Below are 17,963 nucleotides of genomic sequence, written 5' to 3' on the forward strand. Positions count from 1 at the left end.
GCGCGGCAATCGCGCAATTCAGCGCCATCGCGCGCGCGGCCGCGTGAAACTCCTATGCAGCGCCATGACGTCGTTCCGCCACAGAGTCCGCGTAAACGGCTTGAGCGGCTACCGCCGCCTTCGCAATAAGGCTCGCCCTGGCGGGCGTGTGGGCGCGAAGCGGATTTGCGCAATGCGCAGGGCGGATCTGACGCGCCTCATACCAAAATGAAATACAAATTATCAAATTAAGTAACTGATAAAGCCTATGAATTTGATGAAGCCGGAGTCTCGCGTTTAAACGCAGCGTGACACGGTTACAGGATAAGTCCCTCTTACTCGGACTCGATAAATCGGTAGCCGACGCCGGGTTCGGTCACGATGATTTTGGGCGTCGCGGCGTTTTCCTCTATCTTCGCCCGTAGCTGGCCGATGAAGACGCGTAAATATTGACTGTCGTTCTGATGCGCAGGCCCCCAAACGGTCTTGAGGATTTCCCGGTGCGTCACCGGTCGGCCCGAATGTCGCGTGAGAAAAGCCAGAAGATCGAATTCCTTCGGCGTCAGTTTCACCGGCGCGCCATTTTTCGTCACCAAGCGCTTATGCAAATTCACGACAAGCCCGTCGACCGCAACGCGTTCCGACTCCAAAGTCGTATCATGCGAATGACGTAAGGCTGTGCGCATGCGCGCCAGCAGCTCTCCCATCGCGAATGGCTTCTCGACGTAGTCATCCGCGCCGAGGTCGAGCGCCGCGATCTTTTCGGATTCGCGGTCGCGCGCCGAGAGAACGATCACCGGCGTTCGCGTAAGGATTCGCAGCTTTCGCAGCACTTCCTTGCCGTCCATGTCCGGAAGGCCAAGATCGAGGATGATGAGTTTGGGCGAATATTCGCCTACCGCCGCTAGCGCCTCGCGGCCGGTCGCCGCTTCGCGCACCTCATAGCCGCTCGCCGTCAGCGAAGGCCGCAAGACGCGCTGTATTTGAGGCTCGTCGTCGACGACGAGGACGCGCGCGCCGCTCATGCCGCCACGCGCCGCTTCGATTCGCCCGCGGCGGGAAAACGCATGATGAGTCTCATGCCTCGACGGCGGGCGGCAGGGCTTTGCGCGACGATGGTTCCGCCCATGGCCCTGACCAGACCGCGGCAGATCGAGAGGCCGAGGCCGGTGCCGGCCTTGCGGCCGTCGACGCGCCCGCTACGATAAAATTTCTCGAAAATGCGCTCGAGGTCGGCTGCTTTCACGCCGGGCCCCTCGTCGGTCACGGTGATGACGACGTCGCCGCCTTCGCGCCGGGCGTGAACGATCGCGCCGGCAGGTCCGCCATATTTATGCGCATTGTCGATCAGATTGAAGAGAACCTGTCCGAGCAGATTGGCGTCGCCGCGAATAGGCGGAAGGTCGGGCGCGATGCTGATCGAAGTATCTTTGCCTGGAAAACTTCTCTTGGCTCTTTCGAGGACGCTGCGGATCACCTCCGCCACATCGACGAGATCGCTGCGCGGCGCCAGCGCGCCGGACTCGATGCGCGACATGTCGAGCATATTGGCGATGAAGCGCGACAGGCGCCCGGCCTCTTCTTCAATCGACAGCAGAAGGTCCTTGCGATCCTCCGGCGGAAGCTTCTCGCCAAGTTCGCGCAGGCTCGTCACCGCGCCGGTGATCGAGGTCAGCGGCGTGCGCAGATCATGCGACAGGGCGGAGAGCAGGATCGTCCGTAGTTTTTCATTTTCCTCGAGAGCCGCCGCCTTGACAGATTCGCCGACGAGCATCGAACGGTCGATCGCGATCGCGGTCTGTTCAATCAGTGAAGCAATCGTGCTTTCCGCGGCGGCGGAAAGCGGCTCCTCGGGCGTCTTGGGCTCGATCCCGCAAACGGCGACGACGCCGCGCGCCGTCGCGAGTGGCCGGAATTGAAAACGCACATTCGGCAGCGTGTCCGTCCGCCATCCGGCAGGCTCGGATTTTTCGAGCGCCCAACGGGCGGCGGCAAGTTCGCCGGCGTCCAGCCGATCGACCGGCGGCCAGGCCGCCGACGCTTTCAAACCGCCCTCTTCGGGGATCAGCATGATGACGCTGGACGCTTCGCCGGCTTTTTGAATCTGCAGAGTGGAGGCCCAGAGAATGTCGTCGAGCGTCGCTATCGTGGAGAGTTTGCGCGAGAATTCGAACAGCGACTGCACGGCTTGAGACCGCTGCCGCATGTTTTGCGCGTAAGTGCGCATTTTGCTCGCGAGCATTCCCGTTATGACCGCGACCACCAACGCGACGACGAGCGTTAGAAATTCCTGCGGTTGCGAAATGGTGAGTTCATAGCGCGGACTGAAAAAGAAAAAGTCGCAGGCGAAAAAGGACAGAACCGCAGCAATGATCGCGGACCACATCCCTAGCCATACGGCGCAAAGCACGACGGGAAGCAGGAAGATGACCGACGGATTGACGAGGCCGAGCCAGCGCTCGAGGCCATGACCGATCAGGACCGTCATCATGACGGAGACCGCAGCGCCGCCGAAGCCGAGCCATGTCTGTGACAAGGTCGGCAATTTCCGAGCCTGTCGGCTTTGCGGCGGGCTGTCCTCCTGCACGACGACGTGAACCGCGATATCGGTCGACCGCCGAAGAATCTCGTCGGTTAGCGAGCGCCGCAGCAGTCGAGAAAAAGGCCGCGCGCGCGAGCGGCCCAAGACGATCTGCGTGATATTCTCGCGTCGCGCGAAACGCAGCGCTTCGCCCGCGAGATCGTCGCCTGGCGCGCGGGCGATTTCCGCCCCGAGCCGTTCCGCGAGCCTGAGCGCCTGGTCGACGCTTCGCACCACCTCAGCAGATTCTTCTTCCTGGCCGGCGCGCTCGACGTAAAGCGCAATCCATGTGGCGTTGAGGGCCGTAGCGAGGCGCGCGCCGGCGCGAACCACCGCCTCGGAGTTTGCATTCCGGCCGACGCAGACGAGCAAGCGTTCCGCCGTCGCCCAGGGGCCTTCGATCGCGCCTTGCCGAAGGAAGTCGACCATCTGATCGTCGACGCGTTCCGCGGTTCGACGCAGGGCAAGTTCGCGCAGCGCCGTGAGGTTGCGCGGCGTGAAGAAATTCTGCGTCGCGCGTCTCGCCGTCTCGGGAACATAGACCTTGCCATCCTTCAGTCGCTGCAGCAACTCTTCCGGCGTGATGTCGACAAGGATGACGTCGGCGGCGTTCTGCAGGACGCGATCCGGCACCGTCTCGCGCACCGCAACGCCGGTGACGCGGGAGACGACATCGGCGAGGCTTTCAAGATGCTGGACATTGAGCGTCGTCCAGACGTCGATGCCGGCGTCGAGCAGCTCCTCGACGTCCTGCCAGCGTTTGGGATGGCGGCTATCGGGCGCGTTGGTGTGCGCGAGTTCATCGACGAGGATGAGCTGAGGTTTTCGCGCCAGCGCCGCGTCGATGTCGAATTCCTCGATGATCCGACCGCGATATTCGCATTTGCGACGTGGCAGAGTCTCAAGACCGTTGAGGAGCGCTTGCGTCTCAGCGCGCCCATGAGTTTCCGCTACGCCTACGACAACATCGACGCCCTCAGCCTTGGCCGTTTGCGCGCGCGCCAGCATTGCGTAGGTCTTGCCGACGCCGGGCGCGGCGCCGAGGAACACGCAGAGTTTCCCTTTGCTCTCCTTGTCGCTCAGGGCAAGGAGAGCGTCGGGGTCGGGTCGGCGCTCGAAGTCTCCGTCGTCGCGGGCCAAAGACGTCTACCTTCTAGGGCCTCAGCCTCATTTTAAGCGATCAACAGCCATATTGAGCAAGAGCACATTTACGCGCGGCTCGCCGATCGCGCCAAGAATGCGCCCTTCGACATTCGCTTCGACAACGGCGCGCACCTGCGACTCGCTGAGATTGCGGGCCTTGGCGACGGCTGCCGCCTGAGCCAGCGCGAACTGCGGCGAAATATGCGGATCGAGGCCGGAGGCGGACGTTGTGGCGGCGTCAGCGGCGACGACATCGATGCGGCCGGCGGAAAATTCCGCCTCGATCGCCGCATTGACGCGGTCGACGAGCTTCTTCGACGTCGGCCCGAGATTGGAGCCCATCGAGTTCGCCGCGTTGTAGGGGGCATCGACCATCTTGGAAGGATCAGCCGGGTCGGGGCCTGTCGTTGCCGAAGGCCGGCCATGAAAATAGCGATCGGAGGCAAAGTTCTGTCCGATCAGCGCCGAGCCGATCACTGTTCCGTCGCGTTCGATCACGCTTCCATTCGCCTGCGTCGGCAGGGCGAGTTGGGCGACCCCGGTGATCGCGAGCGGATAGACGAGTCCGGTCAGCGCGGTGAAAAGAACGATCATGACGATCGCCGGACGAATTTGGGAGAGCATCTGAGGACTCCTTACGCGAGATGAATGGCCGAGACGGCGAGATCGATGAGCTTGATGCCGATGAACGGCGCGATCAGGCCGCCGAGCCCATAGATCAGCAGATTTCGCCGCAACAAGGCGGCGGCGCCCACGGGCCGGTACGGGACGCCCTTCAGCGCGAGCGGGATGAGCGCGATAATGATGAGCGCGTTGAAGATCACCGCCGAGAGGATGGCCGACTGCGGCGAGGCGAGTTTCATGATGTTGATCGCCTCCAGTTCCGGATAGGCGACGACAAACAGCGCCGGGATGATCGCGAAATATTTGGCGACGTCATTGGCGATTGAGAAGGTGGTCAACGAGCCGCGCGTCATCAGCAGCTGTTTGCCGATCGCGACGATCTCGATGAGCTTTGTCGGATCGCTGTCGAGGTCGACCATGTTGCCGGCTTCGCGCGCCGCCTGGGTGCCGGTCTGCATGGCGACGCCGACGTCCGCCTGAGCCAGCGCCGGCGCGTCATTGGTGCCGTCGCCGCACATGGCGATCAGGCGGCCGCCCTGCTGCTCCTTACGAATATAGGCGAGTTTGTCCTCGGGCTTGGCTTGCGCGATGAAGTCGTCGACTCCCGCTTCTCCGGCGATCGCCGCGGCGGTGATCGGATTGTCGCCGGTGACCATCACGGTTTTGACGCCCATCGCGCGCAAGGCCGCGAAGCGCGATTTTATGTCGGGCTTGATGATGTCTTTGAGATGTATGACGCCCAGCAGCATGCCGTTTTCCGACACGGCGAGGGGCGTGCCGCCCGAACGCGAGATGCGCTCGACGGCGGCTTCGAAATCAACGGGAACGGACTTAGCTTGCGCCGCGACCGCGTCGACGGCGCCCTTGCGCAGCGTCCGGCCGGGAAGATCAACGCCGGAAATGCGCGTGTGCGCCGAAAAAGGGACGATCTGCGCGTCCGGTCCGAGGTCGGGCGTCGAAGAACCAAGCGCGCTTTTCGCCAGAGCGACGATGGAGCGCCCCTCCGGCGTTTCATCCGCGAGCGAAGCAAGCAGCGCGGCTTCGACGAAAGCATGTTCCGAAACGCCTTCGACCGGAACGAACTCGTCGGCCATGCGATTGCCGAAGGTGATGGTCCCGGTCTTGTCGAGGAGCAGCGTGTCAACGTCGCCCGCCGCCTCCACAGCGCGACCCGAGGTGGCGATGACGTTGAAGCGGATCAGTCGGTCCATGCCGGCGATGCCGATCGCCGATAAGAGTCCGCCGATCGTCGTCGGGATCAGACAGACGAGCAGCGCGATCAGCACGGTGACCGAAATCGCCGCGCCGGAGTAGATCGCAAGCGGCCAAAGCGTTACGCAGACGATCAAGAAAATGATGGTCAGCCCGGACAGGAGAATCGACAGCGCAAGTTCGTTCGGCGTTTTCTGCCGCTGCGCGCCCTCGACGAGCGCGATCATCCGATCGATAAAGGTCGAACCGGGCGCCGCGGTGATCTTGACCTTGATCCAGTCGGAGAGAACCGTCGTGCCGCCGGTAACGGCGGAACGGTCGCCTCCCGCCTCGCGGATGACCGGCGCTGACTCGCCTGTGATCGCCGACTCATTGACCGAGGCGACGCCTTCGATCACTTCGCCGTCGCCGGGGATGAGTTCGCCCGCCTCGACCAGCACAAGGTCGCCGAGTTTGAGATCGAGCGCCGAAACGCCTTCGTAGACGTCCGTCATGCCGCTCTTGTTCTGCGGATCAAGCAACCGTTTGGCGTGTGAATCGCTACGCGTCCTGCGCAAAGCGTCCGCTTGCGCCTTTCCGCGTCCCTCCGCCACCGCTTCGGCGAAATTGGCGAAGAGCACGGTGAACCACAGCCAGGCGGCGATCTGCCCCGAGAAAAAGGCGGCGCCGTTCTGCGCAAGGAGATCGCGCACAAAGAACGCCGTGACCACCGCCGACACGATTTCCGTGACGAAAATCACCGGATTGCGGGCGAGGCGCCGCGGATCGAGCTTCCTGAAGGCGTCGATTGCGGCGCGCTTCGTGATCGCGGCGTCGAATAGACCTGGAGCGGCGACCTTATGCGACATCGGACATGCTCCTTAGAAGGTTTTTCCGGCAAGCAGCGCGAAATGCTCGACGATGGGGCCGAGCGCGAGCGCCGGGAAATATTGCAGCAGATAGAGGATGACGATGACGCCGAGCAGCAGGCCAATGAAGAGAGGCCCATGCGTCGGGAAGGTTCCCACCGAGGCGGCGCCCTTCTTTTTCGCCGCGAACGCGCCGGCGATCGCCAACACGGGAATGACGAAGGCGAAGCGTCCGAGCAGCATCGCGACGCCGAGCGTCGTGTTGTACCAGGGCGTATTGCCAGCCAGACCTGCGAAAGCCGATCCGTTGTTATCCGTCGCTGAAGCGAATGCGTAAAGGATTTCGGAAAGCCCGTGCGGCCCGGCGTTGTTCAGACTGGCGAGGCCGGTCTGAAGCATGACTGAAACGCCGGTGAAGACAAGCACGCTGAGCGGATAGATCAGCACCGCCAGCATCGCGAGCTTCATCTCGCGTGTCTCAATCTTCTTGCCGAGGTATTCCGGCGTGCGGCCGACCATAAGCCCGGCGATGAAAACGGCGATGATCGCCAGCACCAGAAAGCCGTAGAGCCCGGCTCCGACGCCGCCCGGCGCGATGCTGCCCATCAGCATGTTGAACAAGGGCACGAGACCGCCGAGCGGCATGAAGGAGTCGTGCATCGAGTTGACCGCGCCGCAGCTCGTACCCGTGGTCGACGCGGCGAAGAGCGCGCTCATCGCGGGGCCGAAGCGGACCTCCTTGCCTTCCATATTGCCGGGCGACGGATCGACGCCGATCTCGGTCAGCAACGGATTGCCGCCTGCCTCGGCCCAGTAAGCGACCAGAACGCCTGCGATGAGCACGATCATCATCGTGATGGCGATCGCGCGACCTTGTCGATAGTCAAAGACCGCACGCCCGAAGGCGAAGGCCGCGGCGAAGGGGATGACGAGCAGAGCCCAGATTTCCAGCATGTTGGAAAGGGCGTTCGGGCTCTCGAAAGGATGCGCGGAATTGGCGTTGAAGAAGCCGCCGCCATTGGTTCCGAGTTCCTTGATCGCCTCTTGGCTGGCGACTGGGCCTATCGCGAGCGTCTGCCTGGCGCCCTCGAGCGTCGTCGCTTCGATCGAACCCTGTAGCGTCTGCGGCACGCCGAGAGCGATGAGGGCGAGCGCGACGACGATCGACAGCGGCAGGAGCACGTACAGCGTCGAACGCGTGAGGTCGACCCAGAAATTGCCGATCGTCGGCGATTCGGCGCGCGAGAAACCGCGCACCAAGGCGAAGGCCATTGCAAGGCCCGTCGCAGCGGACACAAAATTGTGCACCGTGAGGCCGAGCATCTGCGTCAGATGGCTCATCGTCGACTCGCCGCCGTAGTTTTGCCAATTGGTGTTGGTGACGAAGCTCATCGACGTGTTGAAGGCGAGGTCGGCGGGAACCCCGCTAAAGCCCTGAGGATTGAGCGGCAGATAGGCCTGGAGCCGCTGCAGGGCGTAGAGGGAAGCAAATCCGACCACGCTGAAGGCTAGCATGGCCATCGTGTAGGCAAGCCAGTTTTGCTCCCGCGCAGGATCAACGCCGGCGAGTCTGTAGAAGACGCGCTCAATGGGTGAGAGCGCGGGCGAGAGCAGGCTGCGCTCGCCCGCTAACACGGTGGCTATGTAATTGCCGAGCGGAACAGCCGCGACAATAACGGCGAGCAGGACGATGGCGATTTGCGCCAGCCCAATGGACGTCATGGCGAACGCCCGGCATGCGCCGAGCCTCCCTTTAGAATTTTTCCGGATGGAGCAGCGTATAGGCGAGATAGGCGCCGAGAAGAACGGCGACGATCAGTCCGATGACAGGTTCAAACATGCGGTGCTCCTAAAGGCGCCCGCAGGCCCGCGCATAGGCGCCGACGATCGCAAACAGGAAAAGACCGAGGCCAACGTACAGAATATCGAGCATGTGTCCTCGCCGCGCTCACCGGCGCCGTGAATCAATGCGCGCACGCCGCGCGCGCATCTCGTGAAACAGATTGTTCGCGATCACAAAGATAAAGGCCGCGACGCCGAGGCCAATGAGAGATAGAGGCATGAGCGCATCTCGCTTTAATGTCGCGTTCTCGCTTCGGTCTTCGCCAAACGAGAATGACGAACCGCAATTTGCACGGGAATGATGTAAAGGCGCTATTAGGATTTTGGCTGGTCGAGGCCGCTCACATGGCGCTCGCTCGCGGCTCGTCCCAAGGTGGTGAGCAGAATGGATAGATGAGGCGGCGATCAAACGATATTCGCATCGTAAAATTAGTTTGAAGCGGTCCCGTTGCGACATCCCGTTGCAACGCGCGAAGTTCCCTCTCGCCTGTATGCTCTCAGAAAAGCATCAATTCCGGCGTCGACCTTCGCGGCAACGGAGGCTTCGGCTCCCGGTTCGAGACCGAGCGCCGTGTGAAGCGGTAGGTCCCCGCGGACAAGACTCAAAAAATGGCTCGCGGCTTCATTCGCGTCTGAGAACGTCAGGAGGCCGCGGTCTTTGGCCTCTTCGAGCAACGCCGCGACGCGCATGAGCTCGTTTTTCGGCCCACTTTCAAAGAAGAGCCTGCAGAGTTGCGGAAAGCGCATGCGCACACTGGAAATCGCCTGAAAAAACGCCATCGACTCCGGCGTCAAATACACCTCGACAAATTGTCGCGCGAAGCTTCGAAGCGCCTCGACAAGGCCGATATCGAGATCTGGCATCTGCAGCCTGCTCGCTTTCAGGCGGCATTCCCCTTCGATCAAATGAGCGAACAAAGCTTCCTTGCTTGGAAAGTAAGCGTAAAGCGTCGCCTTCGACACGCAAGCGGACCGCGCGATCGCGTCCATGCTCGTCTCGGCGAATCCCTGTTCGAGGAATAATTTTCGCGCGGCCGCGATCACGGAACATTCCTTCCGTCCCGCAACATGCGCCTCTGTCGATCCTGCCGCCGTCGCATGATCCGTCGACGGGCTCTTCATGGCGGGTTCCTCGATTTCAGTCTTCATACCGGCGACGCCGCCGACTTTTGCTTCAAGGCTCTGCCCCTGCGCCATACGCTCATTCCCCACGCCTCCACCGAGGCTGAACCGGCAAAGGCCGGTGGCGTGACGTAACTATCGGCCCCCTTTTGAAAAGTTTCAAACTGAACGATCCAGTTCAATTTAACGTTGACAGGCGCCAAAGGGCAAGCATAAAACTGAACCGTTCAGTTTAACCTGGGTCCGATATGAGACGGAGGGCGCCTCAAATATTCCGGCCGTTGCTCAAAACGCTTGTGGGGGATCGCCCCGCTGTTCCGCCGGAAAGCCCGAAGGCGCGAAACATCGATCGGCTCCAAAGGACATTGATGAGCTCAAAGGGTGGGGCGGCAGTGCTGGGGCTTCTGCTTGCCGTGCTGCTTTCCGGCTGCGCGGTGGGCCCCGACTTTGCCGCGCCCGATGCGCCGTTGGGCGCGGGCTATGCGGTGGGCAAGCCTGCCAACGTCACCCAATCGGCGGCTATCGCGGGCGGCGGCGCACAAAGGCTCATTCATGGCCGCGACATTCCGGGGGAATGGTGGCGACTGTTCCGCTCGAAGCAGATTTCGGCGCTCGTGGCCGAGGCGGTGAACAATCATCCGAACATCGCGGCCGCGGAAGCGGCGCTTCGCCAGGCGCGGGAAACCACGGAAGCCGATGTGGGCTCCTTCTTTCCGTCGGCCACTCTGAGCCAGAGCGTGGCGCGCACGCAGATGACGACGGCGCAATTTGGCGGCTTCTCGCAAAGTTCCTCCTCGAGCGGATCGTCGAGCGGGGGAACGGCGCTGCTCTATACGCTCCATAATTCGAATGTCGCCGTGTCATTCACGCCCGACGTCTTTGGAAAGACGGCGCGTACGGTTGAGGGCGATGTCGCCGCGGCCGAATATCAGCGCTTCCAGCTTGAGGCGACCTATCTGGCGCTGGCCGCCAATGTGGTGACCGCGGCGATCGCCGATTCCTCCTACGCCTCGCAGATCAAGGTCACGCGCGTACTCATCGCCGACTATCAGAAACAGCTCGACATTCTGCAGAAGCGCTTCGAACTCGGCGCCGTGAGCGCGGCCGACGTGGTCTCGGAAAAGGCGCTCGTCGCTCAGGCGCAAGCGACGCTGCCGCCGCTCGAAAAGGCGCGGGCGCAGACGCGCAATCAGCTCATGGCCTATCTCGGCCGCTTTCCCAATGACGATAAGGGAGAGGCGATCGACATAGAGCATCTGCATCTGCCGCGCGATCTGCCGCTCAGCCTGCCGTCCAATCTGGTGCGCCAGCGTCCCGACGTGCTTTCGGCGGAGGCGCAGTTGCATCAGGCAAGCGCCAATGTGGGCGTCGCCACGGCCAATATGCTGCCGCAGCTCACGCTGACGGGCAGTGGCGGCAGTCAGGCGCCCAATTTTTCGCAATTATTCTTGCCGCAGACCTCGGTCTACAATCTTGCGACGCAGCTCTCCGGCCAGGCGTTCGACGCCGGCAGATTGTTTCACCAGCGCGAGGCGAAGCTCGCCGCGCTCGAACAGTCGGAAGCGCAGTATCGCGCGACCGTGATCAGCGCCTTCCAGAACGTCGCCAACGCCTTGCAGGCGATCAAGCATGACGCCGAGACGCTGCGCGCGCAGGTTGCGGCGGAAAGGGCCGCCGCTGAAAGCCTGGATATCTCGCAAGCCCAATATACGGCCGGCTCGACCACCTATACGACGGTGCTCAACGCCGAGCAGACTCTGCTCAGCGCCCGCATCAATCGCGTCCAGGCGCAGGCCGCGCGCTTCTCCGATACGGCGGCGCTGATGCAGGCGCTCGGCGGCGGTTGGTGGAATCGCATCGACGAGACGCCGGCGTCGCTTCCCAAACCCACCGACCTCATTTCAACCCTGCCGATCGCGGCGGCCATACGCGCCGAGGCTGAGGAACGCTCCCGTGCCCGTTAACACGCTTTTGCAAGACCGTCTCGGATCGATGTTCAAGCCCATGATGATCATGCTGGCCAGCGTCGCCCTCGTGTTCGCAGCCCTTTACGGCTTCGTCAGTTTCCGCTCGATGATGATCGGGCGGTTCCTCGCCTCCATGGCCAATCCGCCGCAGACCGTGTCGGTGACGACGGCCGCCTATCGGGAATGGCGCCCCAAGTTTTCAGCGATCGGCACGTTCCGCGCCGTCAACGGCGCCGACCTCTCGCTCGAAACCTCCGGAATCGTTGAGAAGATCCATTTCCAGTCGGGCCAGGACGTCGAGGCGGGGCAAATTCTCCTCGAGCTGCGCAAGGATACGGACAACGCCCGGCTCGAATCGCTGAAAGCCACGGCGGAGCTCAACGCCATCAATCTGCGCCGCGACCAGTCGCAACTCAAAATCAAGGCCGTGAGCCAGGCGACAGTGGATTCGGACGTCGCCAATCTGAGAAGCGCCAACGCCCAAGTCGTGCAGCAGGAGGCGGTGATCGCGCAAAAGACTCTGCTCGCGCCCTTTGCCGGAAGGCTCGGCATCCGCCAGATTGATCTTGGCCAATATATCGGCGCCGGCACGGTGATCGTGACCTTGCAGGCGCTCGATCCGATCTTTCTCGACTTTGTCCTGCCGCAGCAGGACTTGAATGGCGTGTCGGTCGGACAAACGATCGCCGCGACGGTCGACGCCTTTCCCGGCCAGAGCTTTACGGGCAAGATCGACGCCATCAGCTCCAAGGTGGATCTCGCGAGCCGCAATGTGCAGATACGCGCGAGCCTCGCCAATGGCGAACGCAAGCTGCGTCCCGGTATGTTCGCTTCGGTGGAAATCGCGACCGGCAAGCCCCAGCGCCTCATCACGCTGCCGCAAACGGCGATCGTCTATGCGCCTTTCGGCAATTCGGTGTTCCTTGCGCAAAAAAGCCAGGAGAGCGCCGATAAGAAGGCGCCGCAAGGCTCCGGGCTCGTCGCGCACCAAGCCTTCGTTCGGCTTGGCGAGGCGCGCGGCGACGAAGTGTCGGTGCTCGAAGGGGTGCCCGAAGGCGCCACGGTCGTCACGGCCGGTCAGGTCAAGCTGCGCAACGGCGCGCCGCTCGCCATTTCGCAAGAGCCGTCGCCGCCTGTCGACGCCTATCCCAAGCCCGTGGATCAGTGACGGAGATTTCGCAAGATGCGTTTCACGGACATTTTTGTGCGCCGCCCGGTGCTCGCCAGCGTGTTGAGCCTGCTGATCCTGGTGCTTGGCCTGAGATCGCTGGCGACTCTGTCCGTGCTGCAATATCCGCGCACGCAAAACGCCGTTGTCACGGTGACGACGTCCTATTTTGGCGCCGATCCGGCGACTGTCGCCGGTTTCGTCACGACGCCGCTCGAAAACGCCGTCGCGCAGGCGAATGGCATCGACTATCTCACCTCGACGAGTCAGATCGGGGTGAGCACGATCACCGCCAATCTGCGGCTGAACTATGATTCCGGCAAGGCGCTCACCGAGATCAGCACCAAGATCGATTCGGTGCTCAACCAATTGCCGCAGGCCGTGCAGCGTCCCGTCATCACCGTCAAGATCGGCCAAACGACCGACGCCATGTACATTGGCTTCAACAGCGACATCCTCTCGCCGAGCCAGGTGACGGACTATCTCATCCGCGTCGTGCAGCCGCGTCTGCAATCGGTGCCGGGCGTGCAGACGGCGGAACTCATCGGCGGCAAGACCTTTGCGCTCAGAGCCTGGCTCGATCCGGTGAAGCTCGCCGCCTATGGACTCACCGCCAGCGAAGTGGCGGCGTCCCTCCAGAGCAATGACTATATCGCCGGCCTCGGCTCGACCAAGGGCCAATGGGTTCAGGTCAATCTCTCGGCGGCGACCTCGCTCCACTCGCTCGAGGAGTTTCGCAACCTCGTCGTCAAGCAGGTGAACGGCGCCAATGTGAAGCTGCGCGACGTCGCCAATGTCACGCTCGGCGCGGACGACTATGAATCCTCGGTGTCGTTCGACGGCAAGCAGGCGGTTTATATCGGCATTCTCGTGGCGCCGAACGCGAATCTGCTCGATGTCGTCAAAGGCGTAAAAGACGCCTATCCCGACATTCTCAAAGCGCTGCCGCAAGGCTTGAATAGCGAGATCGTCTACGACACGACGAATTTCGTGAACAGCTCCATCGACGAGGTGATTCACACGCTCATCGAAGCGGTCCTCATCGTCACCGCCGTCGTCTTCGTGTTTTTGGGATCATGGCGCTCGGTGCTGATCCCGATCATGGCGATCCCGCTTTCGCTCATCGGCTCGCTGACGTTTCTCCTCGCTTTCGGCTTCTCGATCAATCTGCTGACGCTGCTGGCGCTGGTGCTGGCGATCGGCCTCGTGGTCGACGACGCCATCATCGTCGTCGAAAACGTCAACCGGCATCTCGGCGAAGGCCTGACGCCTGTCGACGCCGCGCTGCAGGCGGCGCGCGAACTCGCCGGGCCGATCATCGCCATGACGATCGTGCTGATCGCCGTCTATGTGCCGATCGGCTTTCAGGGCGGCCTCACCGGCGCGCTTTTCGTCGAATTCGCTTTTACGCTGGCGGCGGCGGTCACCGTGTCGGGCATCGTCGCGCTCACCTTGTCGCCGGTCAGCTGCGCTTTGGCGCTCAAGCCCCCGAAGCGAGGCGAGGAGACGCTTGAGTCCCGCATCGTCGGCTACATCGATGCGCGGATGGACGCCGTACGCGATCGATATCACCGCCTGCTGGACTCCTCCCTCAATTACGTCCCGGTGACGCTCGTCTTCGGCGGGCTGGTGCTTTCGAGCATCTATTGGCTTTACGCCAGCGCCAAGAGCGAACTCGCGCCAAACGAGGATCAGGGCATCATTCTGGCGCAGGCGACTCCGGCGCCCAACGCCACTCTCCAACAAAAGCTGTACTACGCCGATCAGGCATATAAAATCATCGCCAAGCATCCAGAGACCGACAGCGTGTTCCAGATCAATTCGCCGGCGGCGAATCTATCCGGCGTCGTGCTCAAGCCCGCGGATGAGCGCAAGGTCGGGGCGGAGGATTTGCAGCATATGCTCCAGCAGGAGCTGAGCGCCGTTGCGGGCGTGCGCTTCGTCGCCTTCCAGCCGCCGCCGCTCCCCGGCTCGATGGGCTTGCCGATTCAATTCGTCTTTCAGAGCACCGACCCTTTCGAGAAGATGGACGGCATCTCCCGCGAATTCCTGTCGAAAGCTCTGGCGACGGGAAAGTTCATGTTCCTCGACACCGATCTCAAGATCGATCAGCCGCAGTTGTCGCTTGTCATCGACCGCGAAAAGACCGCGCAACTCGGCCTGAGAATGATCGACGTCGGCGGCGCGCTCACCACCGCGCTAAGCGGCGGCTATACGCAATATTTCGGGCTCGCCGGCCGTTCGTACAAAGTCATTCCGCAGGTCGCCCAACGGTTTCGACTGAATCCGGATCAGATCTTGAATTATTACATCAAGACGGCGGACGGCTCCTTGGCGCCGCTTTCGACCGTCGCCAAGCTGGAAACCGCCATCGTTCCCGAGTCGCTCAATCATTTCCAGCAGATTAATTCGGTGACGATTTCTGGCGTGGCCGCGCCTGGCGTCATCGCCGGCGAGGCGCTCGACACGCTGAAAGAGGTCGCGCGCCAAACATTGCCCTCGACCTATACGATCGACTATGCCGGACCCTCGCGTCAGTTCATTCAGGAGTCGACCGGCTTCGCGGTGACGTTCGGCTTCGCCCTCATCATCATCTTTCTGGCGCTGGCCGCGCAATTCGAGAGCTACCGCGATCCGCTGATCATTCTCGTCTCCGTCCCGATGTCGATCGCCGGCGCGCTGGTGTTCATCATGCTCGGCTTTGGCGGTGCCAGCATCAATATTTACACCCAGGTTGGCCTGGTGACGTTGATGGGCCTGATCAGCAAACATGGCATTCTGATCGTGGAGTTCGCCAATGAATTGCAACACGGCGGCATGTCGAAACGGGAAGCGATCCTGCAGGCCACGTCCATTCGCCTGCGTCCGATCCTTATGACCACCGCGGCGATGGTGCTCGGCGTCTTCCCGCTCATCATGGCGGCGGGCGCGGGCGCGGCGTCGCGCTTCAACATGGGTCTGGTGATCGCCTCGGGCCTTTCCATCGGCACCTTGTTCACGCTGTTCGTTCTGCCCGCGGTCTATCTCGTCCTCGCGGCGGACCACTCGGGGGCGCGCAAGAAGGCCGCGCTCGATCTCGTGTCGCCAGCGCATCCATAAATACGGTCGACATGCAGGCGCTGCGCGACGTGTTTGGCGCCAACCATGACGGCAAGCTCAGCGCCAGCGACGCGAATTTCTCGCAATTCAAGCTGATCGTCAGCAACGCCGACGGCCCCACAGTCGCGACGCCGATCGGCGGGACGGCGGGCGGGGCCAATCAGTATAAATCCGTCACGAGGGTGAAAAAATCCCGATCTATATATCTGAAAGCGGCTTGACGGCGTAAGCGAAGCGGTTAGTCTGTTTAAAGAATATTGGCGTTGCCTATCCCCGTATCGCGGCGAATGACGGGAAGATTTGTCTTGAGGATTTTCAACGCATATTTGCGCAAGTCGTCGTTTGCTGCGCCCCGGCTGGGCCCGGCGCGCTTGTTTTTTCCGCGATGCCTGTCGGCGGCAGCGCTCCGGTCGGAGCGGCGGAATACTATAGAGGCGATGATCCAGGCTCCTGAGAGGGCGGTTCGGATCGCCAGATTCTCAACCGATTTTCCGCGCCGCCGATCGGCTGCCTACGGGCAAACTGGATCCGCGCGATACAATCTCGATCGCTCCAGGCGGCCCTGTCCGATCAAAAGCACACAACATCCTCTAAACGGCGACGGGCATTCTCAGCAATCTCAACAACCGAATTCAGCGCAGCGAAGGCGCTTCAGGTCGTGCATACAAAGAAGGTCATTATTTCAGGACTCCTGTCGACTGCGAAGTAGCTGAAGAGGTCGTTGGTGATCTATCCTCGCTTTTGGCTGAAACACGCGCACGTAAGGCGCGCGCTTAAGGGTTATCCGCTTTATGACGTGCCGCACAAGAAGTCCGAGCAAAAGCTGAGCGAAGGCGAAGCGAGAGAGAATTTCGATTATTTCATGTGTGTTCGGCTCGAAAGGCTCGCGTTTTTCCGCAATTGGCTGCGTACAAATTTCGGCGTCGTCGCGACGCTTGACGGAGACGGGATCAGAGCTGTCAGCCGATGGGTCGACGATTATGGCGGGGGACTGATTGGAGACGAAACCTATACGATGGCAATTTTTGCGGATTACCAGCCACGTTGGGAGGGCGTCTATGCTGGCTACAACGTGATGATCGATATTGGGATTTACATTGGTGAATATCTGATCTCAAAACGCCCTCGGCTCTATTGGGATATTTACCGCGGGCACGTGGAAGAGCCTGCGACTTTCAGGAGTGTCGGCTATATGCGCCCACATCTCGGCGGCATGCCGCGCGGGGGCGCATGCGACGTGCTTACATCGGGATACGGGACGGTGGCGGGAAGTCGAGAACTATCCGTCATCGGCTGTGGCGGCCCCTACCTTGAGCAGAATGTGTTGATCAGAGTGGCGAAGGCGCAACTGTACTATTCACGTCTGCCCGACGGCGATGAGCCTATTATAATAGGGGATTCCACGAATGAACCCTTATAAAAACTCGAACGGATCCATCGTCCCCGGTCTATCGATCGGAGCCTTTTCGATCGGGACTACTCTGATCGTGAAATATCCGGCGGCGTCGTTCGCCTGGAGCTTCTATACGAGCCCGCTCGCGAACGCCGGCGGACCCACGAAGGCGCTATCGGACTTTCTGACGACGTCAGGCATCAAATTCAATAAAGCCGGCGCATATCCCATCGCTCCCGGCTCGCTTCAGGGCATCAAAGGCACGCCCGTCGTCAATAATTTCAATCACTACCAGGCGGTTCTGGCGGAAAGGGCGAGGCTCGAGTCATACTACGGTTCGTCGATCATAGGCGAAGTCGCGACGAATGGCCCGTCGCTGCGTATGAACAATCCAATCACCGGCAACGCGCGGACGCTGGACCTGACGTTACAGACGAGGAGCTTTTGGTCCGGCGCCACACAACACTTTATCGAGGTAAAGACCGGCGTTCACGATTTGAATGGCGTTAGAGGCGGTAGCACAGGCGTGCAGGCGCCCGCGGACGCCGCGAACCTTTCGTCAATGAATAAGGCAACCGCGGGCTATCGAGCGGCGGGGCAATTGTTGCGTGGCGCAGGCGCTTTGGGCGCGGTTGTCGATATTGTCATGACCGGAGCACAAATCCAGCAGCAACTTTCCGCGGGTGACAATCTGGGCGCGAAAAGAAGCGGCGCGCAGTTCGGCGGCCGCTGGGGCGGCGCGGCGGCTGGCGCTTGGGGCGGCGCTTCTTTTGGGGGCGTCATCGGCAGCGTCATTCCCTTCGTTGGGACTGCCGTTGGGAGCCGGCGGAGGCGCCCTCATCGGCGGCGTAGCCGGCGCATTGGGCGGCGATCAGTTGACCGGGCGGCTGTTCGACGCGGCGGTTGGAACGAATGACGCGACAAACGGTCCCGGATCTTCGTTCTCGGGCGAAGTTTACGGAAGCATTGCGTCCTACCAGAGCAA

13 protein-coding genes are annotated in these 17,963 nt (G+C 61.7%); 6 read left to right on the top strand and 7 right to left on the bottom strand.

Features of this window, described 5'->3' with window-relative positions; translation table 11 throughout:
• Positions 1-314: 314 nt before the first annotated feature.
• The 7 genes from ACR65T_RS17615 to ACR65T_RS17645 all read right to left on the bottom strand — a co-directional run bounded on the left by ACR65T_RS17615 (position 315) and on the right by ACR65T_RS17645 (position 9,426).
• Complete coding sequence (locus ACR65T_RS17615) at positions 315-1,004, bottom strand: response regulator (RefSeq protein ID WP_434497698.1); 690 nt, start codon at positions 1,002-1,004, stop codon at positions 315-317.
• Positions 1,001-3,700, bottom strand: coding sequence for a DUF4118 domain-containing protein (locus ACR65T_RS17620; protein ID WP_434497699.1), 2,700 nt, complete (start codon positions 3,698-3,700; stop codon positions 1,001-1,003). The genes ACR65T_RS17615 and ACR65T_RS17620 overlap by 4 nt, the downstream gene beginning before the upstream one ends.
• Before the next feature lie 27 nt (positions 3,701-3,727).
• Complete coding sequence (kdpC, locus tag ACR65T_RS17625; RefSeq protein ID WP_434497700.1) at positions 3,728-4,327, bottom strand: potassium-transporting ATPase subunit KdpC; 600 nt, start codon at positions 4,325-4,327, stop codon at positions 3,728-3,730.
• Positions 4,328-4,338: 11 nt separating this feature from the next.
• On the bottom strand, positions 4,339-6,387 hold the full coding sequence (kdpB, locus tag ACR65T_RS17630; RefSeq protein WP_434497701.1) for a potassium-transporting ATPase subunit KdpB: 2,049 nt from the start codon (positions 6,385-6,387) through the stop codon (positions 4,339-4,341).
• 12 nt (positions 6,388-6,399) lie between these two features.
• A complete protein-coding gene (gene kdpA, locus ACR65T_RS17635) occupies positions 6,400-8,109 on the bottom strand; it encodes a potassium-transporting ATPase subunit KdpA (RefSeq protein WP_434497702.1) in 1,710 nt (569 codons plus the stop codon).
• Positions 8,110-8,140: 31 nt separating this feature from the next.
• Positions 8,141-8,227 (bottom strand): K(+)-transporting ATPase subunit F, encoded by an 87-nt coding sequence (kdpF, locus tag ACR65T_RS17640; protein ID WP_083481374.1) that lies wholly within the window; start codon positions 8,225-8,227, stop codon positions 8,141-8,143.
• 431 nt (positions 8,228-8,658) lie between these two features.
• On the bottom strand, positions 8,659-9,426 hold the full coding sequence (locus tag ACR65T_RS17645; protein WP_434497703.1) for a TetR/AcrR family transcriptional regulator: 768 nt from the start codon (positions 9,424-9,426) through the stop codon (positions 8,659-8,661).
• Positions 9,427-9,719: 293 nt separating this feature from the next.
• Here ACR65T_RS17645 and ACR65T_RS17650 point away from each other — a divergent pair, with 293 nt between their 5' ends.
• From ACR65T_RS17650 to ACR65T_RS17675, 6 genes are all read left to right on the top strand, one after another.
• Positions 9,720-11,315, top strand: a complete 1,596-nt coding sequence (locus ACR65T_RS17650) for an efflux transporter outer membrane subunit (RefSeq protein ID WP_434497704.1) — start codon at positions 9,720-9,722, stop codon at positions 11,313-11,315.
• A 28-nt stretch (positions 11,316-11,343) separates the two neighbouring features.
• The gene (locus ACR65T_RS17655; protein ID WP_434497728.1) at positions 11,344-12,486 is read left to right on the top strand and encodes an efflux RND transporter periplasmic adaptor subunit; all 1,143 of its coding nucleotides are present in this window, start codon (positions 11,344-11,346) and stop codon (positions 12,484-12,486) included.
• 15 nt (positions 12,487-12,501) lie between these two features.
• The gene (locus tag ACR65T_RS17660) at positions 12,502-15,585 is read left to right on the top strand and encodes an efflux RND transporter permease subunit (RefSeq protein WP_434497705.1); all 3,084 of its coding nucleotides are present in this window, start codon (positions 12,502-12,504) and stop codon (positions 15,583-15,585) included.
• Positions 15,586-15,596: 11 nt separating this feature from the next.
• Positions 15,597-15,806, top strand: coding sequence for a hypothetical protein (locus ACR65T_RS17665; RefSeq protein WP_434497706.1), 210 nt, complete (start codon positions 15,597-15,599; stop codon positions 15,804-15,806).
• 500 nt (positions 15,807-16,306) lie between these two features.
• Positions 16,307-17,005: a hypothetical protein gene (locus ACR65T_RS17670; RefSeq protein WP_434497707.1), complete on the top strand. Its 699-nt coding sequence runs from the start codon at positions 16,307-16,309 to the stop codon at positions 17,003-17,005.
• A complete protein-coding gene (locus ACR65T_RS17675; RefSeq protein WP_434497708.1) occupies positions 16,992-17,894 on the top strand; it encodes a hypothetical protein in 903 nt (300 codons plus the stop codon). Before ACR65T_RS17670 ends, ACR65T_RS17675 begins: the two co-directional genes overlap by 14 nt.
• The last annotated feature ends 69 nt before the right edge of the window (positions 17,895-17,963 follow it).

The organism is Methylocystis sp., from assembly GCF_051061285.1.
Classification (GTDB): Bacteria; Pseudomonadota; Alphaproteobacteria; order Rhizobiales; family Beijerinckiaceae; genus Methylocystis.